A 15,290-nucleotide genomic window follows, 5' to 3' on the forward strand; every position below is an offset into this window, starting at 1 on the left:
GAAATTTGTTATAATTTAGTGATTACTCTTTGAAGGAAAATTAAATGAAAAAAAACTATGGTTCACGTTCACTAAGGCATGAACATAAAAAACAATTAGAACAAGCGGAAGAGATCGAGGAGCTTGAGGTTAGTGAAGACCTCGAACTTCCTGCGGAAGAGACTGGTTTTTATTCACGTCGTCATAAATCAGAAGCAAGTTTTGTACCAACCCGAGAAAAAAAGCCACGGCTTATGCCAGCCGACTGGTTATTTATTGGGCTTGTGTCCTTGGTGCTTAGTCTAAGTTTCTATGCTTTCCCTATATTTAATCTCCAACCTACAGGTGTACAGTCGCAATACCTCTATTCGGGAATGGCAATGCAGGCGGGCTTGGTCCCTTACAATGATTTTTGGGGCTCTGGCGGAATTGTCTTTTACCTGATTAATTGGATCGGTCATTTTGGTCAAACCACATGGCTCCTGTACCTTTTCCAAATTCTGGCTTTATTTATGAGCGGTGTGCAGGTCTATCGTTTGATTTCACAGCGCACACGTAGCCGATTGGCAGCACGTATTATCACAGGTTTTACCTTGGTTTCGATTGCAGGTTTGGCTCAAGGAGGCACAGCGCCAACCTTGATCGCTCTGCCTTTTGCATTATGGGCATTACAGTTTTTGGACCGTTATCTACGTCAAGATGCACGTGATGAAGCTTTTATCATCTTTGGTATGACTGGAGCTCTTGTTCTTGTCATATCCCCAATCATGACGATTTTATGGCTTCTGTCTTGTCTCGCTTTGCTTGTCTTTAATATTCAGAATAAAAGAATTGGTCGTGGTATTTATCAATTTTTAGCAATTTTATTTGGTGTATTATTGGTAGGTTATACTGTTGCTTTTTACTCCTTAAATGCACAAGTGCTGTATACATCAATCGAACAGTCCATTATCATTCCGCTGACGACATTAGGCTTTACAGATAATTTCTGGATGTCGCTTCTGAAAGCTCTTGTTTATCTTTTAGTATTTGGACTTGCAGCCAATTTCGTACATGGGGTGCGTAATATTAAAAGTTCGGGACAAACCTTTATCTGGCAACTTTTACTCTTATTGAGTTCAATTCTTGTGTTAGGATTTGTTGTTTTTTCTCAAGTATTCGAAAGTTCAAATTTACTTGCCATCCTGCCCTTACTTTTATTATTCGTGAGCGATACCATACAAGATGCGGTGGATCAACGCCAGAATATCTTACAAGATTATATGAAGGCCAAGCTTTTTGCGCCAATTTTGGCTCTACTCTTTGTGATAGGAGCCCCTATTGTTACACAAACGATGCATCAACAAGTTTTCTCTGAAGAACAACAAGTTGCGCAGTTTGTGAAAGCTGATACAACAAAAGAGGATAAGGTGTTGGCGATAGCGTCGGATAAAAACATTAATTTGCGGTCACAGCGTGTGGGAGGCATAGATGATTTCCCTCGCCATTATCCCGTTAGATTCCATCAGAACTTTGATTTGCTCTTTGCCAACGCAGGGAATAAGTATGTCGTGGTGCAAAGTGGACAGGATCTTTCAAATTCAGTACAAGAAACTCTTAAAGATTCTTACAAAAAAGTGGAAGTTGGTAACGTTAGTCAATTTTCTGTATATAAAAAGAAATAAGATATACATAATTGTATATCTTGTTTTATTATAATGAAAAAAGCGAATTTTCTGACTATTCCTGTTGTTTTTTGAATTTTTTTGTGTTATAATTCATTAAGAGTTTATTTAGAAAATAATATAATAGGAGAAAACCGTGGCTACTTTATTAGAAAAAACCCGCAAAATTACATCAGTTCTGCAAGATGGAGTAACTGATTTAAAGCAGGAGTTACCCTATGATAACATGACAGAGCGTTTAGCCAACGTGATTGACTGTAATGCTTGTATCATTGATACAAAAGGGAAACTTTTGGGCTATTCACTGCCATACGAAATTAACAACGATCGTGTTAATGAACTTTTCCATGTACAAAAACAATTGCCAGAAGATTATGCACGTGCGGCTATCCGTATCTATGACACTTTAGCAAATATCACGATTAACGAACCTTTGTCAGTATTTCCTGCAGAACTTTTAGGTGAGTATCCTAATGGTTTGACAACATGTGCACCAATCTATGGTAGCGGTATGCGCTTGGGAACATTTATCTTATGGCGTACAGACGGGAAATTCAGTGATGATGACCTTGTGCTTGCAGAACTTGCAACAACAGTTATCGGTGTTCAACTTTCCAATCTTAAACTTGAACAAATGGAAGAAAATATCCGTAAAGACACGATGGCCAATATGGCAGTCAATACACTTTCATATTCAGAAATGAAGGCTGTGAAAGCAATTCTTGAAGAACTTGATGGTGAAGAAGGACACGTTATCGCTTCAGTCATTGCCGATAAGATTGGCATTACCCGTTCAGTAATCGTTAATGCACTGCGTAAGCTTGAATCTGCCGGTGTTATTGAAAGTCGTTCGTTGGGAATGAAAGGAACTTACCTCAAAGTTCTTAACCAAGGTTTGTTTACAAAACTTGAAGGCCGTAACTTCTAACCTTAAAAGTAATAAAAAACTTCTCGTGGAGAGAGGTTTTTTACTTGTGGTAAATGCAGTAGGCAGTAAAGCCTAGCTGTATCAGTTTTTAAAGATTTTTGCTATAATTGAGAATGAAAATCTTTAATAGTTAGGGAAAATAACATGAGCAAGATTACAAAAGAACAAGTGGAGCATGTGGCAACTTTGTCAAAGCTCAAATTTGAGGAAAATGACCTTGATGCTGTGACGGATAAACTCGATAAGATTATCGAAATGGTGGAGCAGTTAGAGGAAGTCAATACGGAAAATGTAGAATTTACGATGAGCGTTGCGGATAACTTAAACCGCATGCGTGAAGATATTGCTGTACCAGGTGATGACCGTGATGAATTAATGCGTAATGTACCAACGAAGCAAGACGGCTTTATTAAGGTTCCCGCAATGTTGGCTGATGGAGGAGATGCATAATGGCATTGAATAATAAAACAATTAAAGAGTTGCATGACCTCTTGGTGAAAAAGGAAATCTCTGCTGTTGACTTGACACGGGCGACATTGGAAGATGTACATGCACGTGAAGCAGCAATGGGCAGCTTTATTTCTGTATTAGATGAAGAAGCGCTAGCGCAAGCAGCTGCTATTGATGCACGAGGGATTGATGCAGCAAAACTCACCGATGGTATTCCCTTAGCAGTTAAAGACAATATTGTCACTAAAAATATTGAAACAACTGCGGCAAGTAAGATTCTTTCTGGTTTTATCCCACCTTATGATGCAACTGTGGTTGAAAAACTTTATGATAATGGCATGGTTATTATTGGTAAAGCCAATATGGATGAGTTTGCAATGGGAGGCTCAGGGGAAACTTCTTCTGTTAAACCAACATACAATGCTTGGGATCAAACAAAAGTTCCCGGAGGTTCATCGTCAGGTTCAGCGAGTGCTGTTGCGAGTGGACAAGTACGCTTGTCATTGGGGTCCGATACAGGTGGGTCGATTCGTCAGCCGGCTTCTTTCAGTGGTATCGTGGGTCTGAAACCAACTTACGGACGAGTTTCGCGTTATGGTTTAATTGCTTTTTCGAGTTCACTTGACCAAATTGGTCCTTTTTCAGCTACTGTTGAAGAGAATGCACAACTTTTAAATGTTATCTCAGGTAGTGATGCTAAAGATGCCACAAGTTCAGAAGTAGCTGTGCCAGATTTTGGTTCAAAAATTGGGCAAGACATTAAAGGAATGAAGATTGCTTTACCTAAAGAATACTTTGGCGAAGGCATTGATCCAGCCGTTAAAGAGCAAATTATGGCGGCAGCGAAACACTTAGAATCTTTAGGTGCTATTGTTGAAGAAGTGAGCTTGCCACATAGCAAGTATGGGGTAGCTGTTTACTACATCATCGCTTCTTCAGAAGCAAGCTCAAATCTCCAACGTTTCGATGGTATTCGTTATGGTTATCGTGCACAGGATATTGAAAATCTTGAAGATGTCTATGTGAAATCACGTTCAGAAGGCTTTGGTGATGAGGTAAAACGTCGTATTATGCTGGGGACATTTAGTCTTTCTGCAGGTGCCTATGACAAGCACTTTAAAAAAGCTGGTCAAGTGCGTACACTGATTATTGAAGACTTTAATAAAGTGTTTGCTGATTATGACTTGATTCTTGGCCCAACAGCACCAACGGTTGCTTTTGGCTTTGATGAAAAATCAAAAGACCCTGTTCAAATGTATCTTTCAGATATTTTAACCATTCCAGTCAACCTGGCGGGATTACCAGGAATTTCGATTCCGGCGGGTTATGTTGAAGGCTTACCTGTTGGGATGCAATTGATTGGTAAACGTTACGATGAGGAAACAATTTATCAAGTCGCAGCAGCTTTTGAAGCAACGACAGATCATCATAAGAAAAAACCAATTATCTTTACAGAAGGAGGGGCAAAATAAGATGAACTTTGAAACAGTCATTGGACTTGAAGTCCATGTTGAGTTAAATACGAACTCAAAAATTTACAGCCCAACTCCAGCTGAATTTGGTTCTGAACCAAATGTGAATACCAATGTTATTGATTGGGGGATGCCAGGGGTTTTACCGACACTGAATAAAGGTGTTGTAGTGGCAGGGATGAAGGCTTCTCTTGCTATGAATATGTCGATTCAAAAGAGTATGCATTTTGATCGTAAAAATTATTTTTACCCTGATAACCCGAAAGCCTACCAAATTTCGCAAGCAGATGAACCTATTGGCTACAACGGCTCTATTGAAATTGAGCTTGAAGACGGTACAAAATCGACGGTGCGTATTGAGCGTGCACATATTGAAGAAGATGCTGGTAAAAATACGCACGGAACAGATGGCTATTCTTATGTTGATTTGAACCGTCAAGGGGTACCCTTGATTGAAATCGTCTCTGAGCCAGATATGCGAAGCGCTGATGAAGCTTATGCTTATTTGACCGCCTTACGTGAATTAATCCTCTATACAGGTATTTCTGATGTGAAGATGGAAGAGGGTTCTATGCGCTGCGATGCCAACATTTCATTGCGTCCTTATGGCCAAGAAGAGTTTGGTGTTAAAACAGAAGTGAAGAACATGAACTCTTTCAGTAATGTCAAGAAAGCCTTAGCCTTTGAAATTGATCGCCAAGCGAAGATTCTGCGTGCTGGTGGTGAAATTCGTCAAGAAACACGCCGTTTTGATGATAAAACAGGTGAAACGATCTTGATGCGTGTTAAAGAAGGTGCTTCTGATTACCGTTATTTCCCAGAACCAGATTTGCCACGTATTGAAATTTCTGAAGCTTGGATTGATGAAGTACGTGCTGAACTTCCTGAGTTTGCAGCAGCGCGCCGTGTACGTTATGTAGAGGAAATGGGTCTCAGTGAATACGATGCACGCCAGTTGACAAGCTCAAAAGATGTCTCTGATTTCTTTGAAGCAGCTGTGAAATTAGGTGGTGATGCCAAATTGGTATCCAACTGGCTTCAAGGTGAGGTTGCTCAGTACTTGAACACAGCACATCTGGAACTTAAAGATATTCACTTAACGCCAGAAAATCTCACAGAAATGTTGCGTTTGATTGCGGATGGGACAATTTCATCGAAAATTGCGAAAAAAGTCTTCCTCGAATTAGCTAAAAACGGCGGTTCAGCAGAAGCTTTCGTTAAAAAGGCCGGCTTGGTTCAAATCTCCGATCCAGCTGTACTCTTGCCAATTATTCATGAAGTGTTTGCTAAAAATGAGCAATCTGTTGCGGATTACCGTGGTGGTAAAGAAAATGCAGCTAAGGCTTTAGTTGGTCAGTTAATGAAAGCAACAAAAGGACAAGCTAATCCGACAGTAGCACAAAAACTGCTCTATCAAGAATTAGATAAAGACTAATAAAAAAATCGTTCAAGGAAGAACGATTTTTTCTTGTATATTTTCACGATTAAAGCGGCGAACCATGCGAATGGTTGTAGGAATCAAAATAGCAGTTGATCCTATCCAAGCAGCTGGGTTGGATGAAATAATCACGGTGTAATTTAAGAGGTTAACTCCGATGATGGCCACTGCGGCACGCATGACCAATTCTGCCACGCCACAAATCGTCGGAATGCGCGCATTGCCCAAACCTTGTAGTGTGGAGCGCGTGACGAAGAGAATAGCAAGTAGCCAATAGAAGCCACCATTCACAACATAGTAATGTCTAGCCATATCGATAACAGCTGTTTGACTCGGTGAGATAAAAGCAGTCGTGAAGTAGTAGTTCAAACTTACCAAAAGAATGGCGAAGCCAATCGCCCAGGAAACAGCTATGAGAAGAGCTTGGAAAAGCCCTTGATTTATGCGGCGGTATTGTTTTGCACCAAAGTTTTGGGCCCCAAAGGTAGCCATAGCAAGTCCAATCGACATCATTGGCAACATCGCGATTTGATCAATCTTAGATACAATAGCTTGAGTTGCGACAGCGTTTGTGCCCATAGTGTTAAGTGCTACTTGAAGTGTAATAGAACCAATAGCGATAATACTAGACTGAAATCCCATGGGGATACTCAGGCGTGCATGTGTGCGAATTTCTTGGGTATCGTAAGCAAGAAGTTTTCGATTAAGGTGTAACTCAGGCACCTTGCGTTTAATATGTAAAACGAGATAGAGAACAGAGATACATTGGGCTAAAATGGTAGCTGCACTTGCTCCTGCTAAGCCTAAATGGAGAACGAGGATTGCGAAGTATTCAAAGCCTATATTTAAAATACTGGCGACGATAAGTGCATAAAGTGGTGTCTTGGAATCACCCAGTGCGCGCAGTGCATTTGAATAATAAGCATACAGTGTTGTCGCTGTAAGTCCGCCTAACATAATGCTTAAAAAAGTATGTGCGCCTTGGTAAATCTCAGCGGGAGTCTGCATAAGTTGCAGCAACTGACCCACAAACAGAACAGACAAGACACTGAGCAAGAGTGAGATAGCTATCGTAAAATACAGCCCTGTCACAAAGGACTTTTTGACAGCATGTGCATCTTTGGCACCAAAGCGTTGCGCAGTAATAATCGTAAGTCCTGCGGTCATTCCTTGAGCAAAACCAACGATTAAAAAGTTGATGGAACCCGTAGCACCCACTGACGCAAGAGCATTTTTTCCTAGCGTTTGACCAACAATCAGTGTGTCTGCAGTATTATAGAGCACTTGAAAAAAGTTTCCCAAGAGCAGGGGAAGGGTGAAGGTAATTAAACCTTTGAGAATGTTTCCTTTTGTTAAATCTTTCATAATATTCCTAAATTCTTTGCTTTATACATTGTAAACTTTTTATATCTATAAAACAATAGCACAACTGCTTTTATTGTGGTCTTTAAACAAAAAGAAAAAGCACCGTAAAGGTGCTTTAATTACCATTATTTAGTAACGTTGATTGCTTGAGGTCCACGTGGGCCTTCTTCAAGATCAAAGCTAACTTTTTGGCCTTCATCAAGAGTTTTGAAGCCATCAGTTTGAATAGCTGAGAAGTGTACGAATACATCGTTGCCTTCTTCAGTTGTAATGAAGCCAAAACCTTTAGTAGCGTTAAACCATTTTACAGTTCCTTGTGCCATTTGAATACATCCTTTCTTTAGTTTGGTAAATCTTATCTTCGGAAAGCGTGTAACAAAAAGCATAAACGTTAACTTGAAAAAAACTTACAGCTTTATGATACCATATAAAGTATGGAAAAGAAAGCGCTAATTCGAAAAGAAATGATAAATTTACTGAAAAGTTTTGATTTTGCTGACAAAAGCCACCAAAGTCAGAAAATTATTACAAAACTGCTTGAATCTGAACAATGGAAAAGCGCAAAAACCGTGGCGCTCTACATGCCGCAAGAGTTTGAATTTGATTTGCATCCCCTTTTCGAGCAGGACGATAAACAAATTGTTATACCAAAAACTTTGGCTGATCGTCACATGATTTTTGTAAAATACGACAAAAATGACTTAGAACGCACAAAATTTGGTATACTAGAACCTAAGTCTAAAAACGAAGTTGTGCCTGATTTAATTTTGGTCCCCGGCTTGGCTTGGAATAAGGAAGGCTATCGGATTGGTTTTGGCGCGGGATATTATGACCGTTATCTGACAAGCTTTTCTGGACAAACAGTGAGTCTATGTTATGATTTCCAGCACAAAGACTTTCATCCAGAACCTCATGATATAAGCATAGGAGAAATATTTACTTATGAACATTGATATGATAAAAAAAGACTTTATGAAGCATAAAGCGACTTATATTTTATCACTTTTAACAACGATGGTTTGGCTTTATCAATTTTTACGTTATGGTTTAGCTGCAACCTCAGCAATTAACCTTTTTAATACTGGTGCATTATTCCCACCAGCCATTTTAGCTGATCCAACTCAATTGTGGCGCCTCGTTACACCAATTTTTATTCATATTGGATGGACACACTTCCTCATGAATACTCTGACGCTCTTTTTTATCGGCCGTCAGGTTGAAGCTGTATTTGGGAGTCTTAATTTCAGTTTGATATATATTCTTTCAGGAATTTTTGGCAATGCAGCAACCTTTATCTTTTCGCCCAATTCCTTATCTGCAGGAGCATCAACTTCGATCTTTGGTCTTTTTGCAGCTATTGCAGGGATAGGCTTTTTTACAGGGCATCCGATGCTAAAACAGATTGGTAAGACCTTTACCATCTTGATTGCGATTAATCTATTCTTTAATATGTTTAATCTTAGCTCCGTCAATATTTGGTCACATGTTGGAGGAGCAGTGGGTGGACTTCTTTTAGCTCCTGTGTTTCCACCCAAATATTTCAAAAATTCTGTACCCATGCAAAATCGTATTTTATCAGGAGTAACGGTTGTTGTTTTATTTATCGTTTTTCTGATTTTGCCATTTATAAAATAAATAGATTAAAATAAGCAATAAGGAGTAATTATGAAAACTCGTGGATTTGAAATAGTAAGTAAATACAAAAATGAAAACCTAGAACTACCAAGACGTGCAACCAAGCATGCGGCAGGCTATGACTTATCTGTGGCTGAAAATATTACCATTAAACCTGGGGAAATCAAGCTGGTTTCGACAGGACTGAAGGCATATATGCAAGCAGGAGAAGTTCTGTATCTCTATGATCGCTCATCAAACCCGCGTAAAAAAGGTTTAGTGATGATTAACTCGGTAGGCGTCATTGACGGTGACTATTATAATAACCCAGGCAATGAAGGCGAGATATTTGCTCAAATGCAAAATATTACGGAATCAGAAGTGGTCTTGGAAAAAGGTGAGAGAATTGTCCAAGCGGTCTTTATGCCTTTCTTGGTTGCTGATGGAGACGAAGAAGTGACTAAATCTACACGAACTGGCGGCTTTGGTTCCACAGGAAAATAGGAATAATGTCTTTCTTTTGGTTGAAAGGCGTAAGTATAAAAAGTACAAAAACTACCGCTTTAGCGGTCTTTTTTGTGCTATAATGGTAAAATGAATTCATTGCGCATTATTCACTTGAACGATTTGCACTCGCATTTGGAACGATTTCCAGTGATTGAGCGTTTTTTTGCGGAAAAATCAGTTGGGCATCCAGATGTCTTACGCTTTGACTTAGGGGATAATGTTGATCGGGTACATCCTTTAACGGAGGCAACAGGAGGGCAGATTAATGTTGCTTTGATGAATGAGCTGGATTTGACAGCAGCGACCCTCGGCAACAATGAAGGTTTAGGCTTAACTCATGATATGCTAAGCCGTTTATATAATCAAGCAGACTTTGATATCTTGCTTTCAAATATCACGAATATGCCTTTTACCCAAGGCCCTAAAATTATAAAGAGCAGTTGGGGGATGCGTATTGGAATTCTTGGCTTGACAGCTCCTTATCTCGCCTATTTACAAACAGGTTGGGATATTGTTGATCCTTTTGTTTGCTTGGATCAGCTCTTGCCACTGGATTGTGACTTTACGATTCTTTTGAGTCATTTGGGTAAGGCCATTGATGAAAAAATCGCCAAAAATTACGATATCGATTTAATTATTGGAAGCCATACGCATCATCTTTTTGAACACGGAGCCGAGTTACACGGAACCTTACTTGCAGCTGCTGGAAGGTATGGAGAGCATGTCGGTGAAATCAATCTTACCTTTGATCAAAATAATAAAATAATTGCTTCAGAAATTTCCACGATTGCTACCAATACGCTGAAAAAAAAAAGTGACGCTTTACATATCAACTCGTGGGAATTGGAAGGGCGGAAAATGTTGCAAGGCAGGGCTGTCGCCGAAATTCCGCAGAGTTTGACCAATGTTTATCCTGACTATGAGGCAAGCTATTTTATTGCGGAGTTACTTGCCCGATATGGCAAGGTGGGTGCTTGTGTTTTCAATACTGGACTCTTAGTTACAGAAGCATTGCCAAGCCAATTTACTTTAGACGATTTACACCAATTTCTGCCGCATTCCATGCGTTTGGTGCGGCTTACGATGCGGGGGAAGGAACTGAAAGAAGTTTTACGTGAAATGCTTGATGTATCTGCAATGCTGTCGGGACAAAACATTCGCGGTATGGGTTTTCGAGGGAAACGATTTGGGCAGCTTATCTTTCAGGGAATAAGTTTCGATAGAGGGAGATTTTATTATAGAAATACGGCTGTGCGCGATGCGGAGTCTTATAGCATAGTCGTCCCTGATCAGTATCTCTTTGCTTGGTATTTCCCTTTATTGAAAAAACAAGAGAAAACAGAAATACTTTTTCCGTATTTTCTACGAGAAATAGTAGCAAATGAATTAAAAAACGAGAAAATGAACAAAAAGAGAAAGGGAGAGGAAAGTGCCAAAAGAAGTTGACGAATCAAAATTAAATTATAATCGTTTTCCTGGCGAGCAGGTGACTGCTACAGAAGACATTGTAAAAGTAGGTGGTAAGACTTTTCATCTGGTTTACAATTATCGTGAAGGGTTCGATGCTGAAAAGCTGGAGCAGCGATTTAGCGATATTTTCGATAAGTATGATTACATTGTGGGAGATTGGGGCTTTGAGCAGCTCCGTTTAAAAGGTTTTTTCTCAGTGAGTCGAAAAAAAATGCAATCTGAAAACAAGATTGATCGACTGGAAGATTATCTCAATGAATATTGCAATTATGGCTGTGCCTACTTTGTTTTACGTCGTGTCCGCTCACAAGATGAAGCTTACACATCAGAACGTGTTTTTGAAGATAAGCCGCGACAACCTAAATTTGAAAAACCACGACGTCGTAATAATCGCAACAAAAATCGGAGTACTCAAGAAAAGCAAAAGAAAAATGAGAAAAAGACTTTTGAGATTCGCGATAAAGCAGGCAAGAAGCCTGCTAAAATAAAACAAAATGAGAAAAATGAGAAAGATATACCCTCTAAATCTAATTTTGTAATACGAGAACGTTCAAAAAAATAAAATAGACAAATGTTATAAATGTGTCTAAAAAGTTATTGAATAATATGCAAAAAAGTTCCCTCAAAAATTTTTTTGTGAAAACTATCGGAGATATAATGGAAAAACAAACAATTTACGGCTTAACACGTGATCAACTTATTGATTGGGCGATTGAAAATGGTGAAAAAAAATTTCGTGCAACCCAAGTATGGGATTGGCTTTACCGAAAACGTGTCCAAACGTTTGAAGAAATGACAAACCTCTCCAAGGATTTTATTGCAAAGTTGAATGAACATTTTATTATGAATCCTTTGGAGCAAGTCGTTGTACAAGAGTCAGAAGATGGCACGGTTAAGTATCTTTTTATGTTACCAGATAAAATGATGATTGAAACTGTGTTGATGCGCCAATCCTATGGTTTATCTGTATGTGTGACTACACAGGTGGGATGTAATATGGGATGTACGTTCTGTGCCTCTGGTATTCTAAAAAAAGAGCGTGACGTGACAGCTGGAGAGATAGTCGCTCAAATCATGTTGGTCCAAAAATACTTTGATGAAAAAGGCCAAGATGAGCGTGTTTCTCATGTTGTAGTTATGGGTATCGGTGAACCCTTTGACAACTATGTAAACTTGATGAACTTTTTACGTACGATCAATGATGATAACGGTCTTGCTATTGGGGCACGTCATATTACAGTGTCAACCTGTGGTTTCATGCCAGCAAAAATTAAAGAGTTTGCAAATGAAAACTTACAGGTGAACTTGGCTATTTCTTTACACGCACCAAACAATGATTTACGCACAAGTCTGATGCGTATCACACGTAGCGCGCCACTCGAAAAACTTTTTGATGCGATCGATTATTATACTGAAACAACAAATCGTCGGGTAACCTATGAGTACATCATGCTTTCTGGAGAAAATGATACACCGGAAATTGCTCAAGAATTAGCTGATTTAATAAAACCCCGAAATAAACTTTCGTATGTCAATCTGATTCCCTATAACCCTGTCGCTGAACATATCAAATATGAACGTTCAACTCGAAATGATACGGCGAAGTTTTACGATGTGCTCAAGAAAAATGGTATCAACTGTGTTGTGCGCCAAGAGCACGGTACAGACATTGATGCCGCTTGCGGACAACTCAGAAGCAAGCAAATTAGAAAAAATAAAGAAAAGTAATAAAAAAATAAAAGAAACCGGCATAAAGGCTCAACCTTGGTATTGCTGGTTTCTTTTTGTATATTTATTATTTTTTATAAAATGAAAGCGCATTATTATAATAGTGTTCCATTTGCATTCAAAAAAAGATTAGACTATAATAAAAGATGTTGAAAGCGCTTTTACAATTTTAATATATAGTTTTATATAAAAGAAAGGATGCTTATCTCATGGAAAAAGCAATCAATGTCAACTCAGAAATCGGAAAACTTAAATCAGTTCTCCTTCATCGTCCAGGTGCTGAAGTCGAAAACATCACACCAGACACAATGCATCAGCTCTTGTTTGATGATATCCCTTACTTGAAAATTGCTCAGAAGGAACACGATTTCTTTGCTCAAACATTGCGTGATAATGGAGCCGAAACAGTCTATATAGAAGATCTTGCCGCAGATGTTTTTCAAACTGAAAGCGTTAAAAAAGATTTCTTGGCTCGACTCTTGCATGAAGCGGGCTATCGCCCAGGACGTACACTTGAAGGTTTGACAGAGTACTTGACAAGCATGGATACAAAAGCAATGGTTGACAAGATTTATGCAGGTGTTCGTAAAAATGAATTGGATCTGAAACGTACAGTTCTTAGCGATATGGCCGGTTCTGATGCTGAAAACCATTTCTATCTCAATCCATTGCCAAATGCTTACTTTACGCGTGACCCACAAGCATCTATGGGTGTAGGGATGACCATTAACAAAATGACTTTCCCAGCACGTCAACCAGAATCATTGATTACAGAATATGTAATGGCAAACCACCCACGTTTTAAAGACACTCCAATTTGGCGTGACCGTAACCATACAACTCGTATTGAAGGTGGTGATGAACTCGTATTAAACAAACATACCGTAGCTATTGGTGTTTCTGAACGCACTTCATCTAAGACAATTCAAGCTTTAGCTAAAGAATTGTTTGCAAACCCATTGTCAACCTTTGACACTGTACTTGCTGTTGAAATTCCACATAATCACGCAATGATGCACTTGGATACTGTATTTACAATGATTAATCATGATCAGTTTACAGTCTTCCCAGGAATCTTTGATGGCTCTGGAAATATCAATGCATTCATCTTACGTCCAGGTAAAGATGGCGATGTGGAAATTGAACATTTGACAGACCTAAAAGTTGCTCTTAAGAAAGTGTTGGAACTCTCAGAACTTGACTTGATTGAATGTGGTAATGGTGACCCAATCGTTGCCCCTCGTGAACAATGGAATGATGGCTCAAATACATTAGCGATTGCTCCAGGTGAAATCGTTACTTATGACCGTAACTATGTCACAATCGAATTACTTAAAGAACACGGTATCAAAGTACATGAAATTCTTTCAAGCGAGTTAGCACGTGGTCGTGGTGGAGCACGTTGTATGTCTCAACCATTGTGGCGTGAAGATATTTAATCAGATATCCGCCACTATTTGCTTGGTTTACAGCTCTGTCAACCTCGTTGACATCTTATTGCTTACAACACAAGCAAATGTCCTTATTTCAAAAAATACAAAATTTATATTTAGGAGAAAATTAAATGCAAACACCAAAAATTAACTCAGTTTTCCAAGGTCGTTCATTTTTAGCAGAAAAAGATTTTACACCTGCAGAAATTCAATATCTTGTTGACTTCGCTATTCACTTAAAAGCGTTGAAGAAAAATAATATTCCTCACCACTATCTTGAAGGAAAAAATATTGCCTTACTTTTTGCTAAGACTTCTACACGTACGCGTGCCGCATTTACAACAGCAGCTATCGACCTCGGTGCTCACCCAGAATACCTTGGTAAAGATGATATTCAACTTGGTATCAAAGAATCTACTGAAGATACAGCGCGTGTTCTTGGCTCAATGTTTGATGCGATTGAACGTCGTGGTTTCTCACAAAAAGAAGTTGAAGACTTGGCAAAATACTCAGGTGTTCCCGTATGGAATGGTTTGACTGATGATTGGCACCCAACTCAAATGATTGCAGACTATATGACAATCAAAGAAGAATTTGGTTACCTTAAAGGTCTTAAATTGGCTTATGTTGGTGATGGTCGTAACAACATGGCTAACTCTCTTATCGTCACAGGAGCGATGCTTGGAGTTAGCGTAACTATCGTAGCGCCTGAATCACTTCAACCTTCAGAAGAAGTTATGGAAATTGCGCGTAAATTTGCAGCTGAATCAGGTGCAAAACCAGAAACAACTGCAGATATTGAAGCAGGGGTTAAAGGCGCAAACATTATCTACTCAGACGTATGGGTATCAATGGGTGAATCAAACTGGGAAGAACGTGTAGAACTTCTCACTCCATACCGTATCACCATGGATATGATGAAATTGACTGGAACTCCAGATGAAGAACTGATCTTCATGCACTGCTTACCAGCTTTCCACGATACTGAAACTGAATACGGTAAAGAAATTAAAGAAGAGTATGGCTTGACTGAAATGGAAGTTACTGACGAAGTGTTCCGTTCTAAATATGCACGTCAATTTGAAGAAGCTGAAAACCGTATGCACTCTATCAAAGCAATTATGGCAGCAACTTTGGGTAACCTCTTCATTCCAGATGTACCAAGTATCAAATAATAAATTTTGAATTTGATTTTTTCCGGATTTGACAGACTTTCCACTTCCTAATACCGGTGGGAAGTTT

General features: G+C 39.1%; 15 protein-coding genes. 13 read left to right on the forward strand and 2 right to left on the reverse strand.

Going from position 1 to position 15,290, the window contains the following annotated elements; translation table 11 throughout:
* Positions 1-44: 44 nt before the first annotated feature.
* From PYW30_RS00370 to gatB, 5 genes are all read left to right on the forward strand, one after another.
* Positions 45-1,643, forward strand: a complete 1,599-nt coding sequence (locus PYW30_RS00370; RefSeq protein ID WP_042218100.1) for a hypothetical protein — start codon at positions 45-47, stop codon at positions 1,641-1,643.
* 136 nt (positions 1,644-1,779) lie between these two features.
* Positions 1,780-2,571, forward strand: a complete 792-nt coding sequence (codY, locus tag PYW30_RS00375) for a GTP-sensing pleiotropic transcriptional regulator CodY (protein ID WP_003133634.1) — start codon at positions 1,780-1,782, stop codon at positions 2,569-2,571.
* Between the two features lie 144 nt (positions 2,572-2,715).
* A complete protein-coding gene (gene gatC / locus PYW30_RS00380) occupies positions 2,716-3,021 on the forward strand; it encodes an Asp-tRNA(Asn)/Glu-tRNA(Gln) amidotransferase subunit GatC (RefSeq protein WP_003133635.1) in 306 nt (101 codons plus the stop codon).
* Positions 3,021-4,493, forward strand: coding sequence for an Asp-tRNA(Asn)/Glu-tRNA(Gln) amidotransferase subunit GatA (gene gatA, locus PYW30_RS00385; protein WP_003133636.1), 1,473 nt, complete (start codon positions 3,021-3,023; stop codon positions 4,491-4,493). The genes gatC and gatA overlap by 1 nt, the downstream gene beginning before the upstream one ends.
* 1 nt (position 4,494) lies before the next feature.
* Complete coding sequence (gatB, locus tag PYW30_RS00390) at positions 4,495-5,928, forward strand: Asp-tRNA(Asn)/Glu-tRNA(Gln) amidotransferase subunit GatB (protein ID WP_003133637.1); 1,434 nt, start codon at positions 4,495-4,497, stop codon at positions 5,926-5,928.
* Between the two features lie 12 nt (positions 5,929-5,940).
* Here gatB and PYW30_RS00395 read toward each other — a convergent pair whose 3' ends face one another.
* Together PYW30_RS00395 and PYW30_RS00400 are read right to left on the reverse strand one after the other, a co-directional pair.
* Positions 5,941-7,296, reverse strand: a complete 1,356-nt coding sequence (locus tag PYW30_RS00395; protein WP_042218098.1) for an MATE family efflux transporter — start codon at positions 7,294-7,296, stop codon at positions 5,941-5,943.
* 125 nt (positions 7,297-7,421) lie between these two features.
* Positions 7,422-7,619, reverse strand: coding sequence for a cold-shock protein (locus PYW30_RS00400; protein WP_003133641.1), 198 nt, complete (start codon positions 7,617-7,619; stop codon positions 7,422-7,424).
* 111 nt (positions 7,620-7,730) lie between these two features.
* Between PYW30_RS00400 and PYW30_RS00405 the strand changes: the two genes are divergently transcribed.
* From PYW30_RS00405 to argF, 8 genes are all read left to right on the forward strand, one after another.
* Positions 7,731-8,249 carry a 5-formyltetrahydrofolate cyclo-ligase gene (locus tag PYW30_RS00405; RefSeq protein ID WP_003133643.1) on the forward strand — a complete coding sequence of 173 codons (519 nt, stop codon included), beginning with the start codon at positions 7,731-7,733 and terminating at the stop codon, positions 8,247-8,249.
* On the forward strand, positions 8,239-8,931 hold the full coding sequence (locus PYW30_RS00410; protein ID WP_014024129.1) for a rhomboid family intramembrane serine protease: 693 nt from the start codon (positions 8,239-8,241) through the stop codon (positions 8,929-8,931). The genes PYW30_RS00405 and PYW30_RS00410 overlap by 11 nt, the downstream gene beginning before the upstream one ends.
* A gap of 30 nt (positions 8,932-8,961) precedes the next feature.
* Positions 8,962-9,414, forward strand: a complete 453-nt coding sequence (locus PYW30_RS00415) for a dUTP diphosphatase (RefSeq protein ID WP_042218096.1) — start codon at positions 8,962-8,964, stop codon at positions 9,412-9,414.
* Between the two features lie 90 nt (positions 9,415-9,504).
* The gene (locus PYW30_RS00420) at positions 9,505-10,863 is read left to right on the forward strand and encodes a bifunctional metallophosphatase/5'-nucleotidase (protein WP_042218094.1); all 1,359 of its coding nucleotides are present in this window, start codon (positions 9,505-9,507) and stop codon (positions 10,861-10,863) included.
* Positions 10,847-11,449 carry a YutD family protein gene (locus PYW30_RS00425; protein WP_042218092.1) on the forward strand — a complete coding sequence of 201 codons (603 nt, stop codon included), beginning with the start codon at positions 10,847-10,849 and terminating at the stop codon, positions 11,447-11,449. Before PYW30_RS00420 ends, PYW30_RS00425 begins: the two co-directional genes overlap by 17 nt.
* A gap of 95 nt (positions 11,450-11,544) precedes the next feature.
* The gene (rlmN, locus tag PYW30_RS00430; RefSeq protein ID WP_035000566.1) at positions 11,545-12,615 is read left to right on the forward strand and encodes a dual-specificity RNA methyltransferase RlmN; all 1,071 of its coding nucleotides are present in this window, start codon (positions 11,545-11,547) and stop codon (positions 12,613-12,615) included.
* 209 nt (positions 12,616-12,824) lie between these two features.
* The gene (arcA, locus tag PYW30_RS00435; RefSeq protein ID WP_003133654.1) at positions 12,825-14,054 is read left to right on the forward strand and encodes an arginine deiminase; all 1,230 of its coding nucleotides are present in this window, start codon (positions 12,825-12,827) and stop codon (positions 14,052-14,054) included.
* Positions 14,055-14,179: 125 nt separating this feature from the next.
* A complete protein-coding gene (argF, locus tag PYW30_RS00440; RefSeq protein ID WP_003133656.1) occupies positions 14,180-15,223 on the forward strand; it encodes an ornithine carbamoyltransferase in 1,044 nt (347 codons plus the stop codon).
* Positions 15,224-15,290: the final 67 nt, after the last annotated feature.

Origin of the sequence: Lactococcus garvieae subsp. garvieae (assembly GCF_029024465.1) — a bacterium.
Taxonomy (GTDB): domain Bacteria; phylum Bacillota; class Bacilli; order Lactobacillales; family Streptococcaceae; genus Lactococcus; species Lactococcus garvieae.

Coding starts and splice junctions, on each gene's coding strand:
- PYW30_RS00370 (WP_042218100.1), top strand. CDS start 45: ATGAAAAAAAACTATGGTTCACGTTCACTAAGGCATGAACATAAAAAA.
- gatC (WP_003133635.1), top strand. CDS start 2,716: ATGAGCAAGATTACAAAAGAACAAGTGGAGCATGTGGCAACTTTGTCA.
- gatA (WP_003133636.1), top strand. CDS start 3,021: ATGGCATTGAATAATAAAACAATTAAAGAGTTGCATGACCTCTTGGTG.
- gatB (WP_003133637.1), top strand. CDS start 4,495: ATGAACTTTGAAACAGTCATTGGACTTGAAGTCCATGTTGAGTTAAAT.
- PYW30_RS00395 (WP_042218098.1), bottom strand. CDS start 7,296: ATGAAAGATTTAACAAAAGGAAACATTCTCAAAGGTTTAATTACCTTC.
- PYW30_RS00400 (WP_003133641.1), bottom strand. CDS start 7,619: ATGGCACAAGGAACTGTAAAATGGTTTAACGCTACTAAAGGTTTTGGC.
- PYW30_RS00405 (WP_003133643.1), top strand. CDS start 7,731: ATGGAAAAGAAAGCGCTAATTCGAAAAGAAATGATAAATTTACTGAAA.
- PYW30_RS00410 (WP_014024129.1), top strand. CDS start 8,239: ATGAACATTGATATGATAAAAAAAGACTTTATGAAGCATAAAGCGACT.
- PYW30_RS00415 (WP_042218096.1), top strand. CDS start 8,962: ATGAAAACTCGTGGATTTGAAATAGTAAGTAAATACAAAAATGAAAAC.
- PYW30_RS00420 (WP_042218094.1), top strand. CDS start 9,505: ATGAATTCATTGCGCATTATTCACTTGAACGATTTGCACTCGCATTTG.
- rlmN (WP_035000566.1), top strand. CDS start 11,545: ATGGAAAAACAAACAATTTACGGCTTAACACGTGATCAACTTATTGAT.
- arcA (WP_003133654.1), top strand. CDS start 12,825: ATGGAAAAAGCAATCAATGTCAACTCAGAAATCGGAAAACTTAAATCA.
- argF (WP_003133656.1), top strand. CDS start 14,180: ATGCAAACACCAAAAATTAACTCAGTTTTCCAAGGTCGTTCATTTTTA.